This is a genomic window from Micromonospora sp. NPDC048842, assembly GCF_040649935.1.
In the GTDB taxonomy this organism is placed as follows: Bacteria; Actinomycetota; Actinomycetes; order Mycobacteriales; family Micromonosporaceae; genus Micromonospora; species Micromonospora hortensis.
Genome location: NZ_JBEZGK010000001.1, coordinates 350,702 through 374,170, shown reverse-complemented (window position 1 = coordinate 374,170; position 23,469 = coordinate 350,702). Strand labels below are relative to the sequence as shown.

Annotated in this window: 21 protein-coding genes and 1 pseudogene; 9 read left to right on the top strand and 13 right to left on the bottom strand. The window is 69.1% G+C overall.

Annotated elements, in window-relative coordinates; all coding sequences use genetic code 11:
* Window positions 1-59: 59 nt before the first annotated feature.
* Complete coding sequence (locus AB0C19_RS01635; RefSeq protein WP_357177799.1) at window positions 60-314, bottom strand: three-helix bundle dimerization domain-containing protein; 255 nt, start codon at window positions 312-314, stop codon at window positions 60-62.
* A gap of 385 nt (window positions 315-699) precedes the next feature.
* Between AB0C19_RS01635 and AB0C19_RS01630 the strand changes: the two genes are divergently transcribed.
* Together AB0C19_RS01630 and AB0C19_RS01625 are read left to right on the top strand one after the other, a co-directional pair.
* Window positions 700-957 carry a hypothetical protein gene (locus AB0C19_RS01630; RefSeq protein WP_357177796.1) on the top strand — a complete coding sequence of 86 codons (258 nt, stop codon included), beginning with the start codon at window positions 700-702 and terminating at the stop codon, window positions 955-957.
* 221 nt (window positions 958-1,178) lie between these two features.
* Window positions 1,179-2,408 (top strand): serine protease, encoded by a 1,230-nt coding sequence (locus AB0C19_RS01625; RefSeq protein WP_357177793.1) that lies wholly within the window; start codon window positions 1,179-1,181, stop codon window positions 2,406-2,408.
* Between the two features lie 124 nt (window positions 2,409-2,532).
* Here AB0C19_RS01625 and AB0C19_RS01620 read toward each other — a convergent pair whose 3' ends face one another.
* Window positions 2,533-3,576, bottom strand: a complete 1,044-nt coding sequence (locus tag AB0C19_RS01620; RefSeq protein ID WP_357178257.1) for an NAD(P)-dependent alcohol dehydrogenase — start codon at window positions 3,574-3,576, stop codon at window positions 2,533-2,535.
* On the opposite strand from AB0C19_RS01620, the gene AB0C19_RS01615 reads away from it, so the two are divergent.
* Complete coding sequence (locus AB0C19_RS01615; RefSeq protein WP_357178276.1) at window positions 3,518-3,778, top strand: hypothetical protein; 261 nt, start codon at window positions 3,518-3,520, stop codon at window positions 3,776-3,778. The genes AB0C19_RS01620 and AB0C19_RS01615 overlap by 59 nt on opposite strands.
* Window positions 3,779-3,839: 61 nt before the next feature.
* Here the strand turns inward: AB0C19_RS01615 and AB0C19_RS01610 are convergent, their stop codons facing one another.
* The 9 genes and pseudogenes from AB0C19_RS01610 to AB0C19_RS01570 form a co-directional block, all read right to left on the bottom strand.
* Window positions 3,840-4,499, bottom strand: a complete 660-nt coding sequence (locus AB0C19_RS01610; RefSeq protein WP_357177790.1) for a response regulator transcription factor — start codon at window positions 4,497-4,499, stop codon at window positions 3,840-3,842.
* Window positions 4,496-5,656, bottom strand: coding sequence for a histidine kinase (locus tag AB0C19_RS01605; RefSeq protein WP_357177787.1), 1,161 nt, complete (start codon window positions 5,654-5,656; stop codon window positions 4,496-4,498). Before AB0C19_RS01605 ends, AB0C19_RS01610 begins: the two co-directional genes overlap by 4 nt.
* Window positions 5,653-6,252: pseudogene (locus AB0C19_RS01600) on the bottom strand (CPBP family intramembrane glutamic endopeptidase); the annotation flags it as partial. The gene AB0C19_RS01605 and the pseudogene AB0C19_RS01600, both read right to left, overlap by 4 nt.
* 702 nt (window positions 6,253-6,954) lie before the next feature.
* On the bottom strand, window positions 6,955-7,158 hold the full coding sequence (locus tag AB0C19_RS01595) for a cold-shock protein (RefSeq protein WP_013283833.1): 204 nt from the start codon (window positions 7,156-7,158) through the stop codon (window positions 6,955-6,957).
* A gap of 348 nt (window positions 7,159-7,506) precedes the next feature.
* A complete protein-coding gene (locus AB0C19_RS01590) occupies window positions 7,507-8,067 on the bottom strand; it encodes a hypothetical protein (protein ID WP_357177784.1) in 561 nt (186 codons plus the stop codon).
* Between the two features lie 28 nt (window positions 8,068-8,095).
* Window positions 8,096-9,334 (bottom strand): S1 family peptidase, encoded by a 1,239-nt coding sequence (locus AB0C19_RS01585; RefSeq protein WP_357177781.1) that lies wholly within the window; start codon window positions 9,332-9,334, stop codon window positions 8,096-8,098.
* A 206-nt stretch (window positions 9,335-9,540) separates the two neighbouring features.
* Window positions 9,541-10,101 carry a hypothetical protein gene (locus AB0C19_RS01580; protein WP_357177778.1) on the bottom strand — a complete coding sequence of 187 codons (561 nt, stop codon included), beginning with the start codon at window positions 10,099-10,101 and terminating at the stop codon, window positions 9,541-9,543.
* Window positions 10,102-10,284: 183 nt separating this feature from the next.
* Window positions 10,285-13,125 carry a CHAT domain-containing tetratricopeptide repeat protein gene (locus AB0C19_RS01575; RefSeq protein ID WP_357177775.1) on the bottom strand — a complete coding sequence of 947 codons (2,841 nt, stop codon included), beginning with the start codon at window positions 13,123-13,125 and terminating at the stop codon, window positions 10,285-10,287.
* 271 nt (window positions 13,126-13,396) lie between these two features.
* Window positions 13,397-13,855: a nitroreductase/quinone reductase family protein gene (locus AB0C19_RS01570; protein ID WP_357177772.1), complete on the bottom strand. Its 459-nt coding sequence runs from the start codon at window positions 13,853-13,855 to the stop codon at window positions 13,397-13,399.
* A gap of 324 nt (window positions 13,856-14,179) precedes the next feature.
* Here AB0C19_RS01570 and AB0C19_RS01565 point away from each other — a divergent pair, with 324 nt between their 5' ends.
* Window positions 14,180-14,938 carry an SDR family oxidoreductase gene (locus AB0C19_RS01565; RefSeq protein ID WP_357177769.1) on the top strand — a complete coding sequence of 253 codons (759 nt, stop codon included), beginning with the start codon at window positions 14,180-14,182 and terminating at the stop codon, window positions 14,936-14,938.
* A gap of 60 nt (window positions 14,939-14,998) precedes the next feature.
* A complete protein-coding gene (locus AB0C19_RS01560) occupies window positions 14,999-15,898 on the top strand; it encodes an AraC family transcriptional regulator (RefSeq protein ID WP_357177766.1) in 900 nt (299 codons plus the stop codon).
* 106 nt (window positions 15,899-16,004) lie between these two features.
* On the opposite strand, the gene AB0C19_RS01555 is transcribed toward AB0C19_RS01560, so the two are convergent.
* Entirely contained in the window at window positions 16,005-17,504 is a 1,500-nt protein-coding gene (locus tag AB0C19_RS01555) for a protein kinase (RefSeq protein ID WP_357177763.1), read from the bottom strand.
* 210 nt (window positions 17,505-17,714) lie between these two features.
* On the opposite strand from AB0C19_RS01555, the gene AB0C19_RS01550 reads away from it, so the two are divergent.
* Window positions 17,715-18,986, top strand: a complete 1,272-nt coding sequence (locus tag AB0C19_RS01550) for a hypothetical protein (RefSeq protein WP_357177761.1) — start codon at window positions 17,715-17,717, stop codon at window positions 18,984-18,986.
* A 13-nt stretch (window positions 18,987-18,999) separates the two neighbouring features.
* Here AB0C19_RS01550 and galE read toward each other — a convergent pair whose 3' ends face one another.
* Window positions 19,000-20,028, bottom strand: coding sequence for a UDP-glucose 4-epimerase GalE (galE, locus tag AB0C19_RS01545; protein ID WP_357177758.1), 1,029 nt, complete (start codon window positions 20,026-20,028; stop codon window positions 19,000-19,002).
* 193 nt (window positions 20,029-20,221) lie between these two features.
* On the opposite strand from galE, the gene AB0C19_RS01540 reads away from it, so the two are divergent.
* Genes AB0C19_RS01540 through AB0C19_RS01530 form a run of 3 tightly spaced genes read left to right on the top strand, consistent with a single transcriptional unit; the run spans window position 20,222 to window position 23,468 of the window.
* Window positions 20,222-21,400 (top strand): inositol-3-phosphate synthase, encoded by a 1,179-nt coding sequence (locus tag AB0C19_RS01540; protein WP_357177755.1) that lies wholly within the window; start codon window positions 20,222-20,224, stop codon window positions 21,398-21,400.
* Entirely contained in the window at window positions 21,397-22,323 is a 927-nt protein-coding gene (locus AB0C19_RS01535) for an HD domain-containing protein (protein WP_357177752.1), read from the top strand. Before AB0C19_RS01540 ends, AB0C19_RS01535 begins: the two co-directional genes overlap by 4 nt.
* Window positions 22,320-23,468 (top strand): class I SAM-dependent methyltransferase, encoded by a 1,149-nt coding sequence (locus AB0C19_RS01530; RefSeq protein ID WP_357177749.1) that lies wholly within the window; start codon window positions 22,320-22,322, stop codon window positions 23,466-23,468. Before AB0C19_RS01535 ends, AB0C19_RS01530 begins: the two co-directional genes overlap by 4 nt.
* Window position 23,469 lies beyond the last annotated feature (1 nt).

Below are 23,469 nucleotides of genomic sequence, written 5' to 3'. Positions count from 1 at the left end.
CCCGTGGGAACGTCGAACGCCTGCGAAACGCCACCGGCCGGGCACACTCGTGTCTGTGCTCAGGCCGTGTCGTCGCTACGGATGTGAACGGTCCCACCGTCGCTGCGCAGTTCCTCCGTCACCTGCTTCTCGGTCAGGGCGACCAGGTGCGAGTCGATGCTCGCCCCGTCCTTGAGGCGCTGGTGCGTTTCGTGCACGAGGGCGGAGATCTCGCTCTCCTCGGCATCCGGGAATCGTTGTTTCAGCGTCTCGACCTGGCGTTGCAAGGCGATCTCCGGGTCAACGAGACCGCCACTGGCTGCGGGTTCGGTCATCACACACCTCGCACGTCGTCTTCAGTGTCTGCACAGGTAGTGCCCCGGACATCCACTTGACATTCCGTCGTTTGTGCAATGTTCACCTGCGGGAGCAGGCCTTCTCGGCAACCGCTCGCCCGTAGCCCGGACTTCCACCACCGCCTTACCGGAGCGCTACTAGCTCTGAGCCTGGCGGTGGCCGCCGCGCTGATCACGACCGTGCTCGTGGCCCAATCTGCGCCGGATGACGGCGACTGGCCTGGGTGATCGGGCGACGTAGGCTCGGGCGATGAGCAAGCTGTCCGTCGAGTCGGCGCCTGCCACCGGTCCGGCAGCTCGCAGACAACCTCAGCGTCAACCAGAACACCGTCGTGAAGGCGTACGCCGCGTTGCGTGAGACGGGGTGCGGGCGGCGTTCGTGGAGTGCAACGAGGAACGCGCGCAGGCGTTCTCGAAGGAGCTCTACGCGTTCGAGCGCGCGTCGATCTTCCGGCTGGAGGAACGGCTCATCGTCGACGGCAGACCGGCCGGTTCCATCCGCCGCAAATACCTGCACAGCGATGTCTCCCATGCCGACCTGCCTGGGTTGCCGGCGCCGATCCAGGTGTTCGCGGTCATGGTGGCGTTGAGCGGCTGGGACCTCGTCGACGCCCTCGGGTAGGGCGCAGAGTGCGCCGGACATCAGATCGACGCCGACCAACGTTGCCCGGGCGGTGAGCAGGTAGGTCATTTGCCGCACATCGGGGCGCATCCCACGGAAATGAGGCGGATGAAGCGGCGCAGCGGGTAGCTATGACATAGATGGGATTACATGTCTTGCGTGAACTCAGGTAGGAAGGCTGAAGGCACGTCTCGGTGCTGATTCCTGAGAAGGAGCGACAGATGAAACATTCCCTGCGCCGCTTACGAACGGGGGCGGTCGCGCTCGCCGCCTGCACACTCGGGCTGAGCCTACTGTCGGTACCCGCCGCCGAGGCGTACTCGGTTGCCCCTCTCGCGCCACAATCCGAGCGGGCACCGGAATCGAACCAGTTCTCGGCGGAGGGTGTGACCACGATCGGTGAACTCCGCACCGTCGACAGCTCCCTGTCCTACGCCACCAACGGCGGAACACAGATCATCCAGCACCCCGGTGCCACCTACGTCAAGGTGCACTTCAGCGCACTGCGGCTGGCCGAAGGCGACCACGTCACCGTGTCGAGCCGCGACGGCAAGGAGAGCTACCGGTACGACCGCCACCTGAACCGGGCGACGGGTTCGGACTACACCACCGACGGACAGCCGGGTTTCTGGGCGATGTCGGTGGAGGGCGACACCGCGGTGGTGACACTGCACAGCAGCCGCCCCTCACGTGGCAGCGCCGCCACCATCGACCGGTTCTGGCGCGGATACGACCGCACGGAGATCGCCGCGCACAACTTCTCCGCCCAGTCCGTGTGCAGCACCGACGCGCGCCGGGACGTGGTCTGCTACCAGAACAGCCACCCCACCGAGTACGCCCGCGGCAGGGCGGTGGCGCGGCTGCTGATCAGCGGCGGTGGACTGTGCACCACCTGGCGGGTCGGCGACACCAACCGGATGCTGACGAACAAGCACTGCTTCTCGACGCAGTCCGCCGTGAGCGGCAGCGAGATGCAGTTCAACTACCAGTGCGCCACCTGCGGCGGCGCGAATCCCGGCGCCGGCACCAAGGTCAGCGGTGCCACCCTCTACAGGGTGAGCAGCGGCGGCTCCAACCAGCTGGACTACGCACTGTTCTCGGTCAACAACTTCGCCGCCATCCAGGGATTCGGCACGCTGTACCTGGCAACCACCGCCACCAGCAACGGCACCCGGATCTATGTCCCCGGGCACGGCGACGGCAGTGCGAAGCGGCTGTCGATCTACGAGGACACCCAGAACGGCGCGACCTGCGCCGTCCGGAACGCGAACTACAACACCTGGAACATCAGTTACAGCTGCGACACCTCCGGCGGCAACTCGGGTTCACCAGTGCTGAACGCCAGCCACCGTGTGATCGCCCTGCACCACCTCGGCGGTTGTCCGTCGAACCAGGGCGCGAAGGCGCACCTGATCTACAACGAGATCGCCAGCCTGATCGACAACGGCTGAGACGGTGGGCCGCCGATGCGCGCTCTGCGCCTTGGCGGCCAATCGGCATCCTCGCCACCGGTCGCCCCGGTCCGGCTGCGTGCCAGGGCCCGCCGTTCGGCGGACCCTGGCACCCGGGAGAAGATCAGCGCAGGGTGTCGATGTCGATGACGAACCGGTACCGCACGTCCGAGGCGAGGACCCGTTCGTACGCGTCGTTGACTGCCTCGGCGCCGATGACTTCAACCTCGGGAGCGATGCCGCGCTCGGCGCAGAAGTCCAGCATCTCCTGCGTCTCGGCGATGCTGCCAATGCTGGAGCCGGCGAACGAACGTCGATTGCCGAACAACGCGAAGACGGGCACCGGTAGCGGCTCAGGCGGGGCACCCACGCTGACAAGCGTGCCGTCCAGACGCAGCAGACCGAGGTAGCTGGCCATGTCGATCGGTGCGCTGACCGTGTTGATGATCAGGTCGAAGTTGTTCTTGAGCACCTCGAACGTCGCCGGGTCCTTGGTGGCGTAGTAGTGCTCGGCTCCGAAACGCAGGCCGTCGTCCTTCTTGCCCAGCGTCTGTGACAGCACTGTCACCTCGGCGCCCATCGCTGCGGCGATCTTGACGGCCATGTGGCCCAGACCACCCAGGCCCACCACGGCGACCTTCTTGCCGGGGCCGGCGTTCCAGTGCGCCAACGGGGAGTACGTGGTGATGCCCGCGCACAGCATCGGCGCGGCCGCCTCGTAGGGGATGCTTTCCGGCACCCGCAGCACGAAGTCCTCGTTCACGACGACGTGGGTCGAGTACCCGCCCTGGGTCACGGTGCCGTCCCGGTCGACGCCGGCGTACGTCTGGGTGTTGCCCTTGAGGCAGTACTGCTCGTTGCCGGTGCGGCAGTTCTCGCACTCGCGACACGAGTTGACCATGCAGCCAACACCGGCGCGGTCGCCGACCGCGTGACGGGTGACGTCGGCGCCGACCTCGGTGATCCGGCCGACGATCTCGTGGCCGACGGTGAGCGGGTAGGGAACGCTGCCCCAGTCACCGCGCACTGTGTGGATGTCGGAGTGGCAGATGCCGGCGTAGCGGATTTCGATGAGAACATCGTGCGGGCCCAGGTCTCGCCGTTCGATAGTGGTGCGCACGAGCGGTTCGGTGGCCGAGGGCGCGGCGATGGCGTTGACGGTGAAGATGATGTCCTCCGGTGACGTGATGCTGACCTGCCTGCACCTCACCACAGCCGTGGCGGCGCTGCGAGTCTCTGTCGAGGCGCGTACTGCTGGTACCCCTCAGGAGCGCGGGGTGTCGCTCCGGGCGATCAGGCTACTTCTTTGCTGCGCCCACCTTCCCGGCAACACCAGCTGGCAGGCAGTGAGACCGGTGATGAATGCCTGATCTAGGTTTGTAGTACCAGAACATCCCTTCCCTGGGCTCCGATGGCGGACGTGCGGGCCGCTCAGGTCACCAGGCCCCGGCGGTACGCGTACACCACGGCCTGCACCCGGTCGCGCAGGTCGAGCTTGCTGAGGATGCGGGACACGTACGTCTTGACCGTCTCCTGGCTGATCACCAGGGCCGCGGCGATCTCGCTGTTGGAGAGGCCCTCCGCCATGAGCCGGAGCACCTCCAGCTCGCGCGGGGTCAGCGCGCCGCCGTCCGGGTCACCCTCGGCCGGGCGGATGCGGGCCGCGTACCTGCCCACCAGTTGCCGGGTCACCTCCGGGGCCAGCAGCGCGGCGCCCGTCGCTACCGTGCGGATGCCGTGAAGCAGCTGCGCAGGTGGGGCGTCCTTGAGCAGGAAGCCGCTGGCACCCGCGCGCAGAGCCTCGTAGACGTACTCGTCGAGGTTGAACGTCGTCACCACGAGGACCTTCACCGGCACGGGAACCCCGGCACCGGCCAGCAGGCGGGTCGCCTCGATGCCGTCGAGCACCGGCATCCGGATGTCCATCACCACCACGTCCGGCCGGAGCCGAAGGGCCAGGTCGACTGCCGCGCGTCCGTCGCCGCACTCGCCGACGATCTCCATATCGGGCTGGGCGTCGATGATCGTGGCGAATCCGGCGCGGATCAGCTCCTGATCGTCGCAGACGAGCACCCGGACCGGCGCGGTCACGACGGGTTCCCAGCCGGGATCCGGGCCCGCACAAGGAAGCCGCCGCCGGCCTGCGCACCGGCGCTGAAGTCGCCACCGAGGACTGTGACCCGCTCCCGGAGCCCGGCGAGGCCGCGCCCGCTGCCGCCCGGGGATGCGCTGTCACCCCCGGAGCCGTCGGTGCTGATCTCCACGGTCGTCTCTCCTTCCCCGTGGTGAACGCGAACCCTGGTCCGGCTGCCGTGCGCGTACTTCAGCGCGTTCGTCAGCGCCTCCTGCACCACCCGGTACGCCACCACCTCGGCGCTGCCGGTGGCCACCGCCGGTGTGCCCTCCCGGACGAACTCGACCGGCTGCCCGGCCTGCCGGGAATGGTCGACGAGGGCGTCCAGGTCGCCGACGGAGGGCGTACGCGGATCGGCTGTGCTGTTGTGATCCGGGTTGAGCAGGTCGAGCAGCTGCCGGAGGTCGCCAATGGCCCGGCGGCCGGTCCCGGTGATCGCTGTCAGGGTCTGGTCGAGCTTGTCCGGGGCGCCCGTCAGGTAACGCGCCGCCTCGGCCTGCACGACCATCGCCGTCACGTGGTGGGTGACGACGTCGTGCAGCTCCCGGGCGATGCGCGTGCGCTCCGCAGTACGGGTGGCCTCCTCGACGTGGCGGCGGCGTTCGGCCTCGGTGGCCCGGTTCTGGCGCAGCCACGCCCCGATGCCCCACGCGAGCGCCAGCAGCAGGTAGAAGGTGGTGAACCCCGCAACGCCCTCACCCGAACCGAGCCGGTCGAGGGAGATCGCCAGGGGCACGTACGCCGCCGAGGCGAGACCCACGACGGACCAGCGGTGCCGTTCCAGGTGGGCGCCGGCGCTGATGAGCGCGATGGCCAGCCCCGTACCCGCGATGGTGTGGTAGCCGCGGAGCTGGTCGATCGCGAAGCCGAGCGACACGAGCGTGAGGCAGACGGCCGGCCACCGACGCCGCACGGCGAGCGGCAGGCACTCCAGGGCGACGACACCGATGGTCAGCGCGTCGTACGGGCGGTCCGGAAGGTCGCCGAGCTGCGTACCCTGCCGCTCCAGGGCCGGGACCACCGTCGCGAGGGCGAGGGCCAGGGCGATCGGGAGGTCCCGGACCGTGATCGGCCACTGCTGCCACAGATCCGGGAGCCTCCGGAGCTTGATCACTGGGTGACTGTAGCGGTTGCCGGGGCCTGCGCCGTGCGGCGGCGGCGCGGGATGATGTGCCCGCGGCGCTTGGCCAGCCACAGGAACACCACGGTCAGCACCACGCCGGCCAGCACCGCGTACAGGCTGCCCTCCGGCCCGAAGTCGCCACCGCTCAGCGCGACCGGGCCCGACGTCGAAGCATCGAGCAGGCCCTTCGACTCGCCGTTGCCCGAGACCACGACGCTGAAGATGCCGCCGGCGGCGAAGTTCCAGCCGAAGTGCAGGCCGATCGGGACCCACAGGTTCCGGGTGGCGGCGTAGCAGGCGGCCAGCATGAACCCGGCCTCGATGGCGATGGCGGTCGCCCCCCACAGTGTGGCGTCCGAGTTCGCCAGGTGGATCGCGCCGAACACCACGCCGGTCAGGGCGAGAGCGATCCAGGTGCCCGTACGCTCCTCGACAATGCGGAACAGCACACCCCGGAACAGCAGTTCCTCGGTGACGGCGGCGGCCGCCATGAACCCGAGCAGACCCAGCGCTCCCGTCGGCGAACCCCAGCCCTGCACGTGGTAACCATCGAGGAATGCGATGTTGGCGATGACGGCCGCGAACATGGCGAAGCCCGACCAAGGAGGTGAGCGATGGTCTGTCCCAAGTCCGTAAGGCGGTAGTTCGTCGGGAACCGCGGTTCAGGCACGCCTCTTGTGTTCTGCGCGTCGTGCAACTCATCCTTTTCCTCGGCGGAAAGGTGTTGCTGGCCACGTTCAACCGCTTCGACGAAATTCATTTTCACCGTCACCACCACCGACGGCCGGAACCGCACGTTGGTCGGTAGACCAGCGACACCGATTCCTCCACGATGGAGCCGCAGGTGCCACGGTGTTTCCAGCGGCACGTTGGACGATGGCAACCGCTCGATCTTGTGCCTCTCCCATGCGTCCATCCTGCTCTGCCTGCGCCAGCCGATTCGCCCTGCGCGCGCCTGATGAATGCGATTGCCTCCGGCGGGTGTACCTCCCGCTCCAGACCGGATCCGACTCCGGTAACCAGGCCGGCCGCCCCTGGACTCCGGGCAGCTTGGGGATGGCCGACGAACCACCGTCATCCGACGCGCACCACCCGGCAGGGCCAAGCCTGCGCGGCGGGATCCGACAACCAGTCAGACGGCAAGATCAACGCTGGGAGGCGACCGTACGGGTAGGTCCACCGACCTGACCGGACCCCTGCCGATCAGACGATTTGAAATGCTGTGGTGGGCGCATGAAACGCCAAACGGCGGCCCGCTGAATCAGTCGGGCCGCCGTTCGCAGGGTGGATCAGAGCGGGCGGATGTTCTCCGCCTGCGGGCCCTTCTGGCCCTGGGTGATGTCGAACTCCACCTTCTGGTTCTCGTCGAGGCTGCGGAAGCCGCTCGCCGAGATCGCGGAGAAGTGGGCGAAGACGTCGGCGCCGCCGTCGTCCGGGCTGATGAAGCCGAAGCCCTTGTCGGCGTTGAACCACTTCACGGTACCTGTAGTCATGTCTGCTCCTCGCAGGCTGTTGGAGACCGCACTGTGCGGACCCTTACGCCGCCGCGTTGATCACCCGCGTCGAAACGACACGAAAAACGAAGAAGCGCCTGGGTGGGTTCAGATGACCCATCAGGCGCTGGAAAACGTCTACGGAAATCAAAACTGCAACACGGCTACCGTAGCAGATGATCCGTCGTCCATCCCGGTGGGGGGACCTGGTCACGTGTCTGCTTCATCGATACCGCCCTGGCGAAGCGTGAAGCGAACGTCGACCGGCCGTCGCTGCCCACGACGACCGGGCGGGCCGGCAGTGCGGGGCCGGCGCCAAGAGCGCCGGCCCCGCTGTGGTCGACCTGTTCAGGCGCGGAAGAAGGTGCACTGGAAGGCAAAGTCGTCCACCCGCACCGCACCGCTGCCACCGAGCAGGGAGACGCGGACGAACACCTTGTTTGGACCGTTCGCGTAGCTGGCCACGTCATGCCGCCGCCACGTGGTGTCGGTGATCCGGACGGTGCGCAGCGCGAGGTAGGTCCAGCTCGCCGGATCGATCACCTCGATGTTGAGCACCGCCGGCCCGCTGACCGCCCGGACGAAGAACCCGCCGCCACAGGTGGTGGAGTGCCCGGCGGTACGAGGCCCCACTGTGAGCAGCTTGCCCACCCCGGACCAACCACCGGTCGAGGTCGTGAGAATGGCGTTGTTCGAACCAGACCGGGCCGTTCCCGTGCCCAACTCGAAGGCTCCGCTCCCGGCCCCGGAGCGATGGAACTCCCATACCGCTGCCGGATTCCCCTCGAATCCGTCGGTGTGCTGCCAGAGGTCCGCCTGAGCGGGGCCGACGGCCACGGTCAGGGCCACCGCCGTCGCCATGACGGCCGCGGCGGTGAGGCGTACGGCTCTGGTGATTGCGGTTCTCATCCCTGTCTCCTTCGCTCGTCGCCGCTCGTCACGGCGCGCCGTAGATGACGACCTGGTACGCGTTGATCGCCTCTCCCACCGGCTGATGCCAGGTGCGCGGCGTCGAGTTGCACTGGCTGCCGTTCCGGTTGGCGTGCGAGTTCAACCCGTAGGCGGTGTTGGTGGCGAACAGCGGCCCACCGCTGTCGCCGCCGAGGGTGCAGATGTTGGTCTCGACCATCTGCCGTACGGTGCCGCCGGCGCCGTTGACCGTCACGTTTGTCTTGAGCACGGAGCCGCACCTGAATCCGGTGGTCCTGCCCGAGTTGCAGACCGACAGCCCACTCACGGCCGTCGCCCAACCGTGGATGCTGCGGCTTGTGTTGTTCCACAGGTTGATGACGCCGGTCGCCCAGACCGACGAACCGTTCATCCAGATGAGGCCGTAGTCGTTCTCCGGATAGTTGCTCTCCAGCGACGGCCCGACGTCCTGCCCGTTGGGCAGTGTCCAGTGCGGGTAGCCCTGAGTGCAGTGGCCGGCCGTGATGACGTAGTTGAAGGTGTAGTCGGTGGCGGTGAACCCGACCGAGCAGCCGCCCAACGAGTCCCCACTGGAGATCCCGACGTTCGGCTGAATCTGGCCGGCGCTGGTCTCGAACCGCACCGCCGCGCCGAACTTGCGCGCCATGGAGCGTTGCACGGCGTTCTTCACCCCCGACGCCGGCAGGCTCACCACCACCTGGTTGGTCGCCGGGTCCACCCCCCAGGTCGTGTTCGGCTCACTCGGCGCAGCCTCCAGCGCCCGCTGGATGGACTGGAGTTGCCGTTCGCCACGAGCGACGATGCGCGCCTTCGCGCCAGCGGCGGTCACCTTCGCGGCAGCCGCGGCGTCGGTGACAGTGACGACGAGGGTGCCATCGGACAGGTAAGCGCCGCCCGAACTGGCACCCAGCTCAGTGGTCAACTGGTTGGCGACTCGCACGTTGGCGTTCTCGGCACTGAGCAGCTTCTCGGCGGCATCGCGGCTGATGCCCCGCTGCTCGGCGATCGCCTCGGCCATGTCCGCAGCCCTGTCCGCCCGGTACCCGCCGACGGGAGCCAGGGCAGCCCGGCCATCGGTGTGGGCCGGATTCGCCGCGCCCCCGGGTTGGGCCGGTCGGTCTACCGGCCCGGCCGCCGCGGCCGTCGGGACGAAGGCCACCGACGCCACGACGGCGAGTGCCATCGCGAGCAGGGACCTGCTGCTGGGTCTTTTCGTACGCGGGTGGCTGACAACAGGTTCTGACATTCACCGCTCCCATCACGAGGGGGACTGGTCGGCCGGGTCAGGAGTCGGACGGCCCGGACCGGACGGCAATCCTCGCAATCGAGAGGGGACGGCGAGTGGGATGTTGGACGCGACTGGACATGGCTGGACACGGCTGGACGCCAAACTCCGGTCGGTGCCAGGTGGGAGCGTCAGCCGATTCTTGCCGTCATCGATCGCAGAAAGAACTACTGGCGGGTGTGGCGGTAGGAGGGGAGAAGCCAGCCAGGTGCGTATCGGGTGCGGCCGGCGATCACCCAGACGAGCTCGACCGTCAGGGCTGCCGCGACCACCGCGAACGCGGCGCCGCGCCAGGACAGCCAGTCTTGGGGGGTGACCAAGGCCAAGAGCGCGGCGAGCAGGCTGACGATTCCCACGTCGTAGGTCAGGCGGGCGCGGAAGAGGTACTTGCCCTGTAGGAGGTAGTCCCTGCGCTGCACTTGCCGCATCCGCTCCGCCACGTCCGTGTCGTCGGCGCTGGGCTGCCAGCCGGAGCGTTCGGCGGGGGAGGCGGAATACAGCAGCCCGGCGACGGTGAACTGCACACAGAAGACGAACATGGCCGCGGCGAGGGCGAGCGCGAACGTAGCAGGTCCGGCGAGGCGCACTTTCACGTCGCTAGTGAGCAGCACGGCGAGCGTGGCGAGGGCGAATCCGGCCAGTAGCGGCGCGGCGACGGTGCCCATGGATCGGAACGCGTCGGTCGTGCCCAGGGGGTAGCGCACCAGCCAGCGCGGTCCGTTCGACATGGCGGGCCTACTCGGTGTCGGCAGGCGGCGGATCGGCGCGCACCGGCGCCGCAGGACCGGAGTCGCCCTCGGGCGGCATGCCGGCATCGCCTGCGTAGTGGGCGGAGCACCACGTTTCGTGTCTGCCACGGGTGAGCTCACACTCGGGACAGAAGTCGTCGATCGGGAATGCGCCGCGGTCGGTCAACGCTCAGGCTCCAGATCCGGTGCGGGTGAGGCCAGTGTAGACAGGGTACCGTCGTCGCCCTGGCAGACGAACGCCGCCCAGTAACGGGGCTCGGGGTGCCGCTCGCGGGTGCGCAACTGTGCCTGGCGCAGCGCCTCGGCGCGGGGCTGCCCCTCTCTCAGAAGCTGATAGAAGTCCGTCATGAGCTGCGCCGTCTGCTCGTCCGGGACCTTCCACAGACTCATCACGAGGGTGCGGGCGCCGGCCAGCACGAAACAGCGGCGTAGACCGAAGACGCCTTCGCCGGGTTCCACCTCGCCCAGACCGGTGTCGCACGCGGACAGCACCACAAGCTCTGTGCCGTTCAGATCCAGGTCGGTCACCTCCAATGCCGTGAGGATGCCGTTGCCGGCACCGTCGGGTGGCTCGCCGCCGCTCAGCCATGTGTTCGCGCCGGCCATCGCGAGCGCGGAACGCAACAGCGGGTTCGCCAACCGGCTGCCGGCCATGCGGGCGAAGTCTTCGTCGGCGGCCACCAACGGGCCCGGAGTTGCGAGTACACCGTTGAGCACGAGCGACATCTGATCCGGGCCAGTCGGGCGGATGGTCATGCCGACGGCGATCTCGTGCGGTGCCAGGGGCGGTTGGCGCTTGAGGGCGAAACCGTGCGTGGCGATGTGGAGGACCACCGGTGCGTGAGTGTCCTGAACCGCCGTCTTCGTTGCCTCACCGGCGAGTCTGGGCAGTACACCTAGCAGCCTGCCGACGCGTTTGCCCTCTTCGACGGCGGCTGGCAGCGGTGCCAGGGGCCTCCCCAGCCCGCCGGGTGAACCGAGGTCGTAGTCGGGGCCGGCCACCACCAGCGGCGGCGTAGACGACCGCCGGGCCGGTGCGCCAAGCCGGAGCAGGTCCCGGGTCGCGGTCAGGTAGGAGATGGTGTAGTCGTCGATCACCTGTCGGCCCCCAGTGGTCGCCAGCATCTCGAATGGCAGCCGCAGCAGGTCGCCGTCCGGTGCGATCAACAACCGGCGGGTGCCGCCGACCGCAGCGCACAACGGGTCGAACACGACTGCCCGGAGGCGCTGCGACGCGTCCGGGGGCGCAGCCTCAGGGCTGATCGGCTGCCGCGCCCCGATGGGTTGGTCGCGTCGGCCGGTGACCTGGGCCCGCACGGCCGCGACAAGCTCGTCCACTGCCGCGGCCACCCCCAGGTCGACCAGCACCGGCTCATCGGGCCGCTCGGGTAGCAGGACGACAGCGAGGTACCGTGCCGGCCGCCACTGCTGCTCGCCCCGGCTTCGAATGGCGGCGAAGTCGAAGTCGCCGTACCGCAGCAGCTCCACCGACGCCGCGCCGGCAGGCGTCGCCCGCGCCACCGTCGCACTGTCCATTCGTCGGCCAAGGCGGCCCGCATCGAAGCCCGGCAGGTCCCGCGCCAGTTCCGCCTCCAGCACCTCACACTCCTGGCGAGCCCGACGTAGCTCTCGGTGGAAGCCCGCCTCGTTGCTCTGGCCGGGGCCTGCGAGCTGCTGCTCAGCTACCCACCGGCGTAGCTGAGCCAACTGATCGAGTCGCGCCCGCAGACCAGGATCCGCAGCGGCCGCGGCACGCCGCTGCGCGAACGAGTCAATCCCCAGCCCTTTGCGGTCCACCACCAGATCCGCCAGCCGGCGGACACACTCCGGTGAGTCCGTGAACCGTGACATCACCAGCGCGACGTACTGCCCGACGCGGACCCGTGACGCCCTCAGCAGCTGCACAAGCTGCTCCTGCGAGCCGTAGGCGCTGAGCTCGGCGAACATCTCGCGCTGCCGGTCGAGTACCTCGGTCAGCAGCCGCAGGGCCTCGTCCGCGTCGCCGTGCGCCGCGTGCAGCTCGGCCAGATTGCCCAAGAGCGCTGTGTGTTGGTGCCCCCCGATCGCCGAGGGACGGGTTGCCGCCAGGGCAGCCCGATAGTTGTGCCATGCGTCGTCAAATCGGCCCTGCGCCTGCTGCAGCCGCGCAAGGTTGCTCAGCATCACCGGGTCGTCGTCCCGACCCAGTTCCCGGGTGATGGCGCGTGCGTCGTCGAGCAGTTCCTGCGCCCGCGCGTACTCGCCGCGCTGCTCGTGCAGGACGGCGACAGACATGAGCGTCGGGACCACCTCCGCGCTGCGATCCCCAGCCACTCGTCGTTTGATCGCCAGCGCATGCAGGTAGTGCTTCTCAGCAGCGTCGAGTTCGCCGGCACTTTGATAGAGATGACCAAGGCGGGACAGGATGGCAGCTACCGGTAGCCGATCGTTGTCGAGTTGCTGGCACAACCTGAACGCCTCGTGCAGGTCAGCCTCTGCCGCGTTGCCGTCGCCCACCTGCGCGTGCAGCTCCGCGCGCACCGCCAGCAGACCCGCCAGCGCCTCAGGCAACCGGGAGGCGAACGGCCGCAGCGGCTCGATGCTCGAACGAAGCTGCGCCCGCGCATCGCCGAGCGCACCGGCCTCCAGCAGACGCTGCGCCTGATACCGAACCGCGTACGCCATTTGAGCAAGGGGTGCGCCGTCGGTGTACTCCACCGGTTTGTAGAGCGGGAAGTAGCCGGCTTCGTCGTCGACACCCACCGGGTACACCAGCCGCTCTCGCCACCGGTCGGTGTCCAACTCGGGTACCACAGCTGCTAGCCGAAGCTGGTCGAACAGCTCCCGACCATGCGCGGCGTACGCGGCCTCGATGCCGTTAGGCTCCTCGTCCGAGAACACCGCGATATGGCGGTCCGGGACCTCCAGCAGGGTGATCTGTGTACGGACGCCGTCGGTCACCCTGTCGAGAATCTTGAACAGCCGGTCCCTCGGCCACAGACACAGGCCCCAATCGGCAAGCATCAGCGGAAGCGTCCGCGCATTCGCGGAAAAAATCAGATAACGATGCCGGGCGACGAAACCACCCGGTCGCCCCGAGGCGTCGCAGAACGTCGGCTCCCGAAGAAACAAGCCGGGTCGGTACTTCGCCAGCACCGCGCTCGGCAGGCTGGTGTCTCGAAAGAACACGCCACATTCGGCAAAGTCCGCCCTCAGGTCACCCATAGACGGAACAGTATGGGCGGGTGTCCAGGTCCGACCGACCCGCAGTGCTGCCAGAGTGCCCCGCTGTCGATCACCGCCGGGGGCGTAGCCGTTCGTCGTCGAAAATGATCTCGATTAGCGGGCTGTGCCTGAGCCAGTCCTCCAGGCGCTGGCGTTGGGTGACGCGCATACGCAAACCGGGCTCGTCCTGCAGGGCGACGACCGCCGACAGTACGCGGTGGCGTACCGCGGGATCCTTGACCGGCACTGCGGTGGCCGGGAGGTCTGCCCGGACGCCGTTCTTGAGGTGGAAGGTGAAGTGCGGGTGCGCCGACAGGTTGGCGTGCCAGCTTCGGGGCACCGGCATCCCGCTGAGGTACCAGCGGCCGTCGACATGGTGGAACCAGATCTCGATGCGCCTCGGGCGGCCGGTGCGCCGGCCCAGGGTGGTGATGTCGATGGTGCGTGCCTCGCGCGGCGAGCCCGGGCCGATTGCCAGAGCGCCCCTGACCGCGCTCACGTCGTAGCTTCTGTCCGCGGTGTCGGTCATGGTCGGCTGCCTCACTCGTGCCTCACCGAAATGGCTTTGGGGCAAGTCAACCGTCACGCCGGAAGGGCTGCTAGGGGCATCCTGGCGGATCCTTGCACGATCCTGCCCTCGTGCAGACACAGCGCGGCGGCGAGCGGGGCAGACGCAATGGCCGACGCACCCCTGGGCGGCGAGCACGTTGACACGGTCCATGCCCCGGCCATTCAAGAGGATTGGGCATGAGGCGAAGAGGATCGTTCTTTTCGCGGGCCCGGCGCAGCGGTCTTCTGGAAGGGACACACTTCGCACGGATTCCGACGAATCCTCAGGCCTAGGAGGCACACCATGAAGGTAGCCGTCGTCACCGGTGCAAGCTCCGGCATCGGCCAGAGCGCGGCCCTGCAGATCGCCCGGCGCGGTGCCGGCGTCATCCTGACCTACAGCTCCAACGAACAGGGTGCCAAGGACACCGTCGCGCGGATCGAGCAGCAGGGTGGCGTTGCCGTGGCGCTGCACCTGGATCTCGGTGATACGGCGGGATTCACCATCTTCCGGGAGACCGTTGCCGAGGCGCTGCGCGAGACCTTCCAGCGGCACTCCTTCGACCACCTGGTCAACAACGCCGGATTCGCCGGCATGGCGATGATCGAGGACACCCGCGAGGAGGAATTCGACCGGCTCACGGACGGCCTGTTCAAGGGGCCCTTCTTCCTCACCCAGGCCCTGCTGCCGCTCCTCGCCGACGGCGGCGCCATCATCAACCTGACCAGCAACTCCACGCTGCCCCAGGTGACCGCGCCGGGATACTCGGTCTACGCGGCGCTCAAGGGCGCCGTGGCAGTGCTCACCCGCTACATGGCCAAGGAGTTCGGTCCCCGCGGCATCCGCGTGAACTCGGTCGCACCGGGAGCCACCGTCACCCGCTTCGCCGACGACGCGTTCGGCAAGAACCCGCAGATCATCCCGGAGCTGGCGAAGACCTTCACTCTCGGCCGCGTCGGTGAGCCCGACGACATCGGCATGGTCATTGCCATGTTGGTCTCCGAGGAAGGCCGGTGGATCACCGCCCAGGACATCGAGGTCTCGGGAGGACAGAACCTCTGAATGTCTGCCCAATCCTGCCGGGTCAGCGACCCGCGTGGAGTTTTGTGCAAGGATGGCTTCATGTCTGCCCTGGACGAAATGCGGGAGCTTCTCAACCGGCATGCGCGGCCCGACATGAGCACCGCGATCGAGGGCATCAAGGTGTGCAAGTTCAACCATCCGAATGCGTCGGCGGCCGGGATGTCCGGGACCGTGCTCGCAGTCATCGCCCAGGGCGGCAAACGCCTCGCCCTGGGCGAGCGCCTTTACGAATATGGGCCCGGTGAGTACCTGATCGCCTCCGCCGACCTCCCCGTCACCGGCCATGTCCTGGACACCGGGCAACCCACCCTCGGCTTCGGCATGACTCTCGCTCCCTCAGCCCTTGCTGAGCTCCTCCTGGAAGCCGACCCCCGAGACCTGCCGGTCACCCCACGCACCGCATCACCCGGCATTGCCGTCTCCACGGCCTCGCCGTCACTGCTGGACGCCATCGTGCGCCTGTTGCGGCTGCTGGAGCAGCCCGCGGACCGCAAGATCCTCGCTCCCATGGTCAAGCGGGAAATCCTCTGGCATCTCCTGCGCGGCGAGCAGGGCGTCGCCATCCGTCAGCTCGGTCTCGCCGACAGCGGACTGGCCCACATCAACCGCGCTGTGCGTCAGATCCGGGAGAACTACGCCACCGCCTTTCGCGTGGAAGACCTGGCGGAGATCGCCGGCATGAGCGTCTCAGCGTTCCACCGTAACTTTCACACCGTCACAGGAATGAGCCCCATCCAGTTCCAAAAACGCATCCGCCTGCAAGAAGCTCGGCTCCTGCTCGCCAGCCGCCCCTCAGACATCACCGGCGTGGGCCTCAGCGTCGGCTACGACAGCCCTTCCCAGTTCAGCCGCGAATACCGCCGCATGTTCGGCACGCCGCCAAGCAGGGACACCCAACTCCGCACTCCGCCAGCAGAATTCGTCACCGCGCTGCCCTGAACCAGACCCTGTCGGGACCTTGGTGTTCCCAGTGCGGGAGCATGACCAGCGGACATGCTCGGGGCTAATGGTGAACTATGACCCACTCAGAGCGCGGGCCGTCCGCTCACTGACGGCTCTCCTTTATCTTCGGCACTGGCGTGCCGTCGTCGCACCGTGCCTTGATCTCGCTCCTGTTGCCCGCGGACAGCAGCACCACCTGGATCTCCTTGACCGGCCCGGCGTTGTAGTCCTTGACGCGGTAGCCAGGGGCAGGCGCGACGTCGACAACGCGAGCCTGATCGCCGGTGCAGAGCACAGTCACCACACCGCCGAGTGCCCGAAGGGGCGTACCTGGCCTCGGGGAGGGCGGCGCCGGCGCGGCACTCGGCGGCCCCGTCGGCTGTTCGGCACTGGGTGACGTTGTAGGGCCAGGGCCGGCCGTGGAACCAGCTCTGGCGATCGGTTCGACCGGCCCGGCCGGAGCGGTCGCCGTACGGCTCGGTCGTGAGACTGGCGCGGGCTCCGCGGACGTCTGCCGGGGAGCAGGTGCCTCAGAGGCAGCAACGTCGAAGGCGGCGTCGGGTGGGGTGGAACCGTCACGCGTGGCGACCCCGCCCGATCTGCCATCGACGGGCATGAACTGGGGGAGCAGGAGCGACATGGTCCCCGCCGTCACGATGAGGACGGGGACCAACACGGTGTTGGGGATGCGGCGACGCCGACCGGGAGGGGGACTGGCGGTGGTCGGGGCCGACACGGGCGAGACGGATGGCGACTGCGCCGCCTGTTTCTCCCGCCGTTCGGCGTCATCGGCCAGACCGTGCAGGGTCGTGGCCACCTCTGCGGCGTCCGGCCGATCCGCGGGATCCCTGGCGAGGCAACTGTCGAGGAGGCGGTGAACCTCCGGTGACACTCCCTCGATGTCAGGCAGTGGCGCCGGATCGACGTACACGTGAGCGGTCAACATCTGCGTGGGAGTCTCCGCCGACCAAGGCAGCTCATTGGTCAGCGTTCGGTACAGCAACAGTCCGAGCGCGTAGACGTCGGAGGCAGGCAGGACAGTGCCACCGGCGAGCCGTTCGGGCGCGAGGTACGCCGCGGTGCCCAACAGCTGTCCGTCCGCCTCCAGCTCCGGCCGACCGACAGTGCTGGCGATACCGAAATCGACAACCTTCACACCGGCCGGTGTGAGCATCACGTTGGACGGCTTGATGTCCCGGTGCACCAGCTTACGTTCGTGCGCGGCAGCGAGCGCCTCGGCGACCTGCGCGCACGTCCGCATCGCGGTGGCCGGCGGCAGCGGACCGGCGGCAAGTCGCTGGGACAGGGTCTGGCCGGGCAGCAGTTCCATCACCACATACGAGACCTGGCGGCCGGCGGCGTCGGTGTGCTCGCCATAGTCGTACACACTCGTCACGTGCGGGTGCCAGAGGCCGGCCGCGGCCCTGGCCTCTGCCTGGATGCGTTGCTGTGCGCCTCGGGCGGTAGCTTGCGCGCCGGCCAGGACCTTGACGGCCACCGCGCGTTCGAGGACCCGGTCCCGCGCCCGCCAGACGGCCGACATGCCACCAGTACCGAGACGGCTCTCGACCTGATACCTGTCGTCCAACAGATCACCGACCATCACTGGGACAGCTTGCCAGAATGGACTCGCAGCGGCAGGGCGACCCGGATCCACACTGGTCAGCAGCCTTCACGGTCAAGGCTCTCACCGCCCCGACGACGTCCGGCTGCGGTACAGCCGAATCGATGGCATCATGCCCTGGATCAGGGACGTTCATCGATTCGGGGAGTGACGGTGTACGGAGCGGGCAGCTCGGCGACCCGACGGCATATGCGACAGCTCATTGCGGTTGTGGTCGGCGCGTTGGCCGTCCTGGTCGCCGTTCCGGCACCCGCGCGGGCGGCCACGTGGTCCCCGATCCAGGTGGTGTCGGAAGCCGGTTGGAGCGGGCAGGACCAGCCCTTCGTCGCTGTCGACAGGCAGGGCGACTCGCTGCTCGCCTGGGCTGGCTGCGACAGCAACGCGAGCGGCTGCTACGACCAGGTGAAGGCGCAGACCGCGTCGGTCGACGGCGTGCTGGGGCCGGTCCAGACGCTCTCGCCGCTCGGCGCGTCCGCGTCCTGGCCCAAGGTCGCCTCCGACGACGACGGCGACTCCGCTGTCGTGTGGACGCAAGACGGTCTCGTGGCGGGCCGCCGGGTGTCTGCCACAGGCGAACTAGGCCCGCTGCGCACTATCGCGACGTGGAGCGCGACGAGTCCGGCTGTGGCTGTCGACCCCTCGGGTCTGGCGCTTGTCACCTGGACGGAGTCCCGTGACGGCGCGTACACGACGAAAGCCCGTTACTTCGGCGCGGACAGCTCGCTCGGCCCGGAGCTGACCCTGGGCGTCGGTCCGGATCAGCCGGTCGTGGCCGTCGACCGCACCGGAACCGCCCTCGTCGCCTGGACGGAGAACTACGAGCGGGTCGTAGCGCGCCGGGTCCGCCCGGAGGGGGTCTCCGCCCTGCGCGCCATCGCCGGGGTGGCCACCGACGTCAGGTACGCCAGCGTTTCGGTAGCAGTGGATCGGGACGGGGACGCGGTGATCAGCTACCGGTGGTCGAAGGCGGGTGAGCCGCCTCGCCTGCGCGTGCGGCACTACAGCCACACCGACACGTTGGGCACCGTCATCAGCGTGTCGCCGGCCGCCCACGAGCTGACCTTCTTCGACGAACTCGCCGGCGACCTCGACGGTGACGCGGTGCTGACCTGGGGCCGCTGGACCTCCGACGGCACGCAGGTCTTCGCCCGCTCGATCTCCAGCACCGGCGCCCTCGGCGCGGTCACCAGGCTCGGTGCCGGCGACTGGCCGAAGGTCACAGTGGACGACGACGGCGACGGCCTCATCACCTGGCAAGCGCCCAGCCCTGACTTCTCGACCAGTCGAGTGCACGCCAGGACGATCGGGCAGGACGGCGCCTTCGGTGCGGCCGAGATCCTCGCTCCCGACGGACGCTACGCGCAGCCGGCGTCCAGCCCGACGGGCCGGTTCTGGGTGATCTGGCAGAAGGGGTCCTACCCGAGCGACATCCGGGCGCGCTTCGGTGGGCAAGCGGGCTGACCCGGTCGTCGAGTCAGCCGGCCAGCTGCCGACGGCGTGCCGCCAGGTCCGCTAGCACCTGACCGCGCCGGTCGTGCCAGGCCAGGGAGTCGGCGATCCCGGTGAACAGGTCGCGCTTCGCCCTCCAGCCCAGCACCTCCCAGGCCCGCCGGCTACGGGTGAAGCCGCCAGCGGTGTCTCCGGGGCGCCGAGGTGCCTCGCGGACCAGAACCGGACGGTCCACCACCGCGTTGAACGCCGCGACCAGTTCCAACACCGTCGTGCCGGTGCCACTGCCCAGGTTGAGGGCGGTGTGCGAAGCGCCACCGACGGCGAAGATGTCATCGAATCGGGCCAGCGCCCGAAGGTGGGCGTCGGCCAGGTCCCAGACGTGGACGTAGTCACGCAGCCCCGAACCGTCGCGTGTGGGCCAGTCCAGACCGTTCACCGAAAACGGCACGCCGGCCTGGTGCGCCTGCATCAACCGGCCCAGAGCGTGCGTCGGCGCGGCGACCTGGAGCCCGGTGCGCAGGGCCGGGTCCGCGCCGATTGGATTGAAGTAACGCAGGGACAGCACTCTCAGTGGGCTACTGGCCGCGATGTCGGCGAGCATCCGTTCCACCACCAGCTTCGTCTGCGCGTACGGGCTGGTGGCGTGCAGTGGCGACACCTCGTCGACACCGAGATCCGCGTCCGGCCGGTAGATGGCCGCGGACGAGCTGAAGATCAACCGGTGTACGCCATGCGCGAGCAGTCGGTCGACGAACTCCAGGGTGGCGGAGACGTTCGCCCGGTAGTAGTCCACCGGCCGGGCCACCGAGTCCGGTACCGCGATGAGGGCCGCGCAATGAACTACCGCATCGATGTCCGGATGCCGCGTCAACAGCCGGTCCACCCCGTCCGCGTCCGCGATGTCGGCGAGGTGGAAGGACCGCCCCCGGCAGAACTCACGACGACCGGTGACCAGGCTGTCCAGCACCACAGGTGTGTGGCCTGCGTCGATCAGGGCGGACGCGACAGTACTCCCGATGAATCCTGCCCCACCCGCGATCAGCACCTTCACGAGCAGACCTCCCCGCCGGTACCCGACAACGCGTCGCACCCTTTTGCATTCTTGTCCTAACGCAGGGCCTCTGAGCTGGGAAATTGACCGATCGGTGCGCCGCCTGGACGTTGACGAAGACCGATGACTGGTCGGCGGCTGGACGGGTACGCGGCGGCTCGGGTCGGACGCGCGGGTCGAATCAGGAGGCGGTATGACTGAGGAGCGCATCGGGGTCGCGGTGGTCGGACTGGGTGGAGCGGTCGCGACCACGGCGATAGCCGGGGTGGAGTTGTTGCGATTGGGCATGACGGACATGTCGGGACTACCCCTGGCGCACCGCACCGATCTGGTGTCGTACGAGTCGATGGTCTTCGGGGGCTGGGACCTGGCTCCGGACGACCTGGCCAAGGCGGCACACGTGCACCGCGTGGTGGAGCCAGCCCACCTGGACACCGTCGCGGGGCCGCTGGGGCAGATCCAGCCCTGGCCGGCCGTGGCTGACCCGGCGTACTGCCGCAACGCCACCGGGGCGAACGTGGTGCCGATCGGGCCGCTGCGCGAGCGGGTGTCGCACCTGCGCGCCGACCTGGGCCGATTCAGGTCGGCGCAGGACGTCCAGCGGGTGGTGGTGGTCAACCTGGCCTCCACCGAGGCCCGACCGGACCCGGCGTCGCCGGTGCTGCAGAGCCTCGACGGGTTCGAGGCTGGGCTGGACGCCGACGATCCCGCCATCACCCCCGGTCTGCTCTACGCGTACGCGGCGATCCGGGAGGGCTGCCCCTACGTCAACTTCACGCCCAGCCTGGGTGCCGACGTGCCCGCGCTGTTGAAGTTGGCCGAGCGGGAGGGCGTGCCGGTCGCCGGCAAGGACGGCAAGACCGGTCAGACGTTGATCAAGACGGTGCTCGCCCCGGCCTTCCGGTCCCGGGCATTGACCGTGGAGGGCTGGTACTCGACGAACATCCTGGGCAACCGGGACGGGCAGATCCTCGACGACCCGTCGTCGTTGGCCAGCAAGCTGGACACGAAGGGCTCGGTGCTCAACCAGATCCTCGGTTACGACGTGGACGACCACGTGGTCCGGATCGACTACTACCGGCCGCGCGGTGACGCCAAGGAAGCCTGGGACAACATCGACCTGATCGGCTTCCTCGGGCAGCGGATGCAGCTCAAGGTCAACTTCCTCTGCCGGGACTCGATCCTCGCCGCGCCACTGGTGCTGGACCTGGCGCGACTCATGGCGGAGGCCGCCCGCCGCGGTGAGAGTGGCGCGCAGGAGCAACTCGGTTATTTCTTCAAGGCCCCGATGACCCGGGACGGCCGGACCCCCGAACACGCGCTGCACGCGCAGGAGCGGACACTGCTGGACTGGCTGGACGCGGCGCCATGACCACCGCGCTGGCGGCTCCGCCGGTCGACCGACTGGCCGCTCTGACACCCACGCTGCGCCAGATCGGCGACCTCAAACGGGTCCGGGTGGCCCACGCCGACGGCTCGGTGGCCGAGCGGGCGTTCTCCCGAGCGTGGGCGGCCATCGCCGGCGGCGCCGACCCGGCGATCGTCGCCGACAGCGAGTGCGCCGCCGCGCTGGCGGGGGCCCGCCTCGGGGGGATGGACGCGGCCACCCTCAGCGCCTGCGGGCTGGCGGAGACCGAGGTGGAGAACGTCCTGGGCCGCGCTGTCGACGAACTTGTCGGCTCGCTGCACCCGGACACCGGACGCCGGGTGCGAGCGGCGCTGCCCTACCTGGTTGCCCAAGCCCTGTCGGACGCGCCGGTTCCATCGTTCGTGACGGCCCTGCGCCGACAGCCGCGTGCCGGTGCCACCGCCGCGGGACGGCCACGCCTGGTGGTCGAGCCAGCCGAGAACCACGCCGAGCACTGCTGGGCCGTCGCCGTGTACGGTGCGCTGCTCGCCGACGACACCGGCGCCGACCCGGCGCAGGCGTTCCTGCTCGGCCTGGCCCACCACCTGCACAACGCCCGGCTACCCGACGCGGGCTTCGCCGGTGAACTGCTGCTCGGCGCTTACCTGGAGCCGATGACCGACCGGCTCACCGAGTGGGAGTTGGCCGAGCTGCCGGAGCACCTGGCCGCCCGAGTCAAGGCGGTGCTGGCGTTGCGGGTGGACGCCGACACGCCCCTCGGACGGGCCTTCCACAGCGCGGACGTGCTGGACCGGGTGCTCCAGGTGCACCATCACGCCCGGGCCGCCGCGTTCACCGTCGAGCACGCCCTGGTGGATCTTGAGATCGTGCACGACGGCCCGGTGGTGGACTACCAACGGGCCGTACTGCGGGCGGCCGGGCTGTGACCGCCGTCCGCGCGGTGCCCGCCACCACAGCGACCGGGTGGCGTGGCCCCGACGGCACACCCCTGCACGCCGACACGTCGTGCACCCTCACCGACGGAGTACGCCGCTGGCCCGTGGTGGAGACCATTCCCTGGCTGCGTCCGGACCGCGACGACCTGCGGGAGCAGGCGGTGGCCGCCCTCGACGCTGGTGAACCGGATCAGGCCGCTGTGACGCTGCTCGCCGACTCCGACGACTGGTGGGACGGCCCGGCGCCACCGGCGGATCAACTTCGTGCGGCGCTACGTGCCAGCACCCTGCGCGAGGCTGTCGAGCTGCTGGGGCTCGGCCGGGTCGGGCTCTACTTCCTGCACCGCTGGTCCGACCCGAGCTGGTTGGCGGCCCTGGCGCTCACCGCCGCTCATCCGCCCAACGGTCGGCCGGTGGTCGATCTGGCCTGTGGGGCCGGCCACCTGCTGCGACACCTGGTCCTGCACGGCCACCGCGATCTGACCGGCGTCGACGTGGTCTTCGCCAAGCTCTGGCTGGCCCGCCGGTTCGTGCTGCCGCCCGACGCGCCGGTGGCGCTGGTGTGCGCCGACCTGACCGCGGCCTGGCCGCTACCACCGCAGTCGGCGCCTCGCCACGTGGCCTGCCACGACGCGCTCTACTTCCTGCCGGACAAGGCTGCCGTGGTGGCCGCCGCGCTCGACTGCGCAGGGCCCGCCGGGGCGGTGCTCCTCGGTCACCTGCACAACGCACAGCACCCCGCCGGCACGACCGGGCTGCCGCTGCCACCCGACAGCTGGACGGCCCTGCTGCCTGGCGCCAACGCGTACGCCGAGGAAGACCTGACGGCGGCGACGGCGGCCGGGCACCTGCCCGCTCCGGCCGACCCCGCCACGCTGATCGGCACCGAGGCTGTCGGCCTGGCCCGGGACGCGGGCGACGCACCGGCCGACGCCGCACTGCTGCGGCCCGCGCCGGCGAGCCCACTGCGACCCAACCCGCTCTACACCGACGGGGTCCGCCGCTGGCCCGACCCGCGATGGGCAGCCGAGTACGGCGACCGGGCCGCCGCGTACCTGCCGCAGCGTTGGCCGACGGACCCGGGCCCGGACGCGGTGCGACGTCGCCTTCTGCTCGACCTGCCCGAGCGGTGGTGAA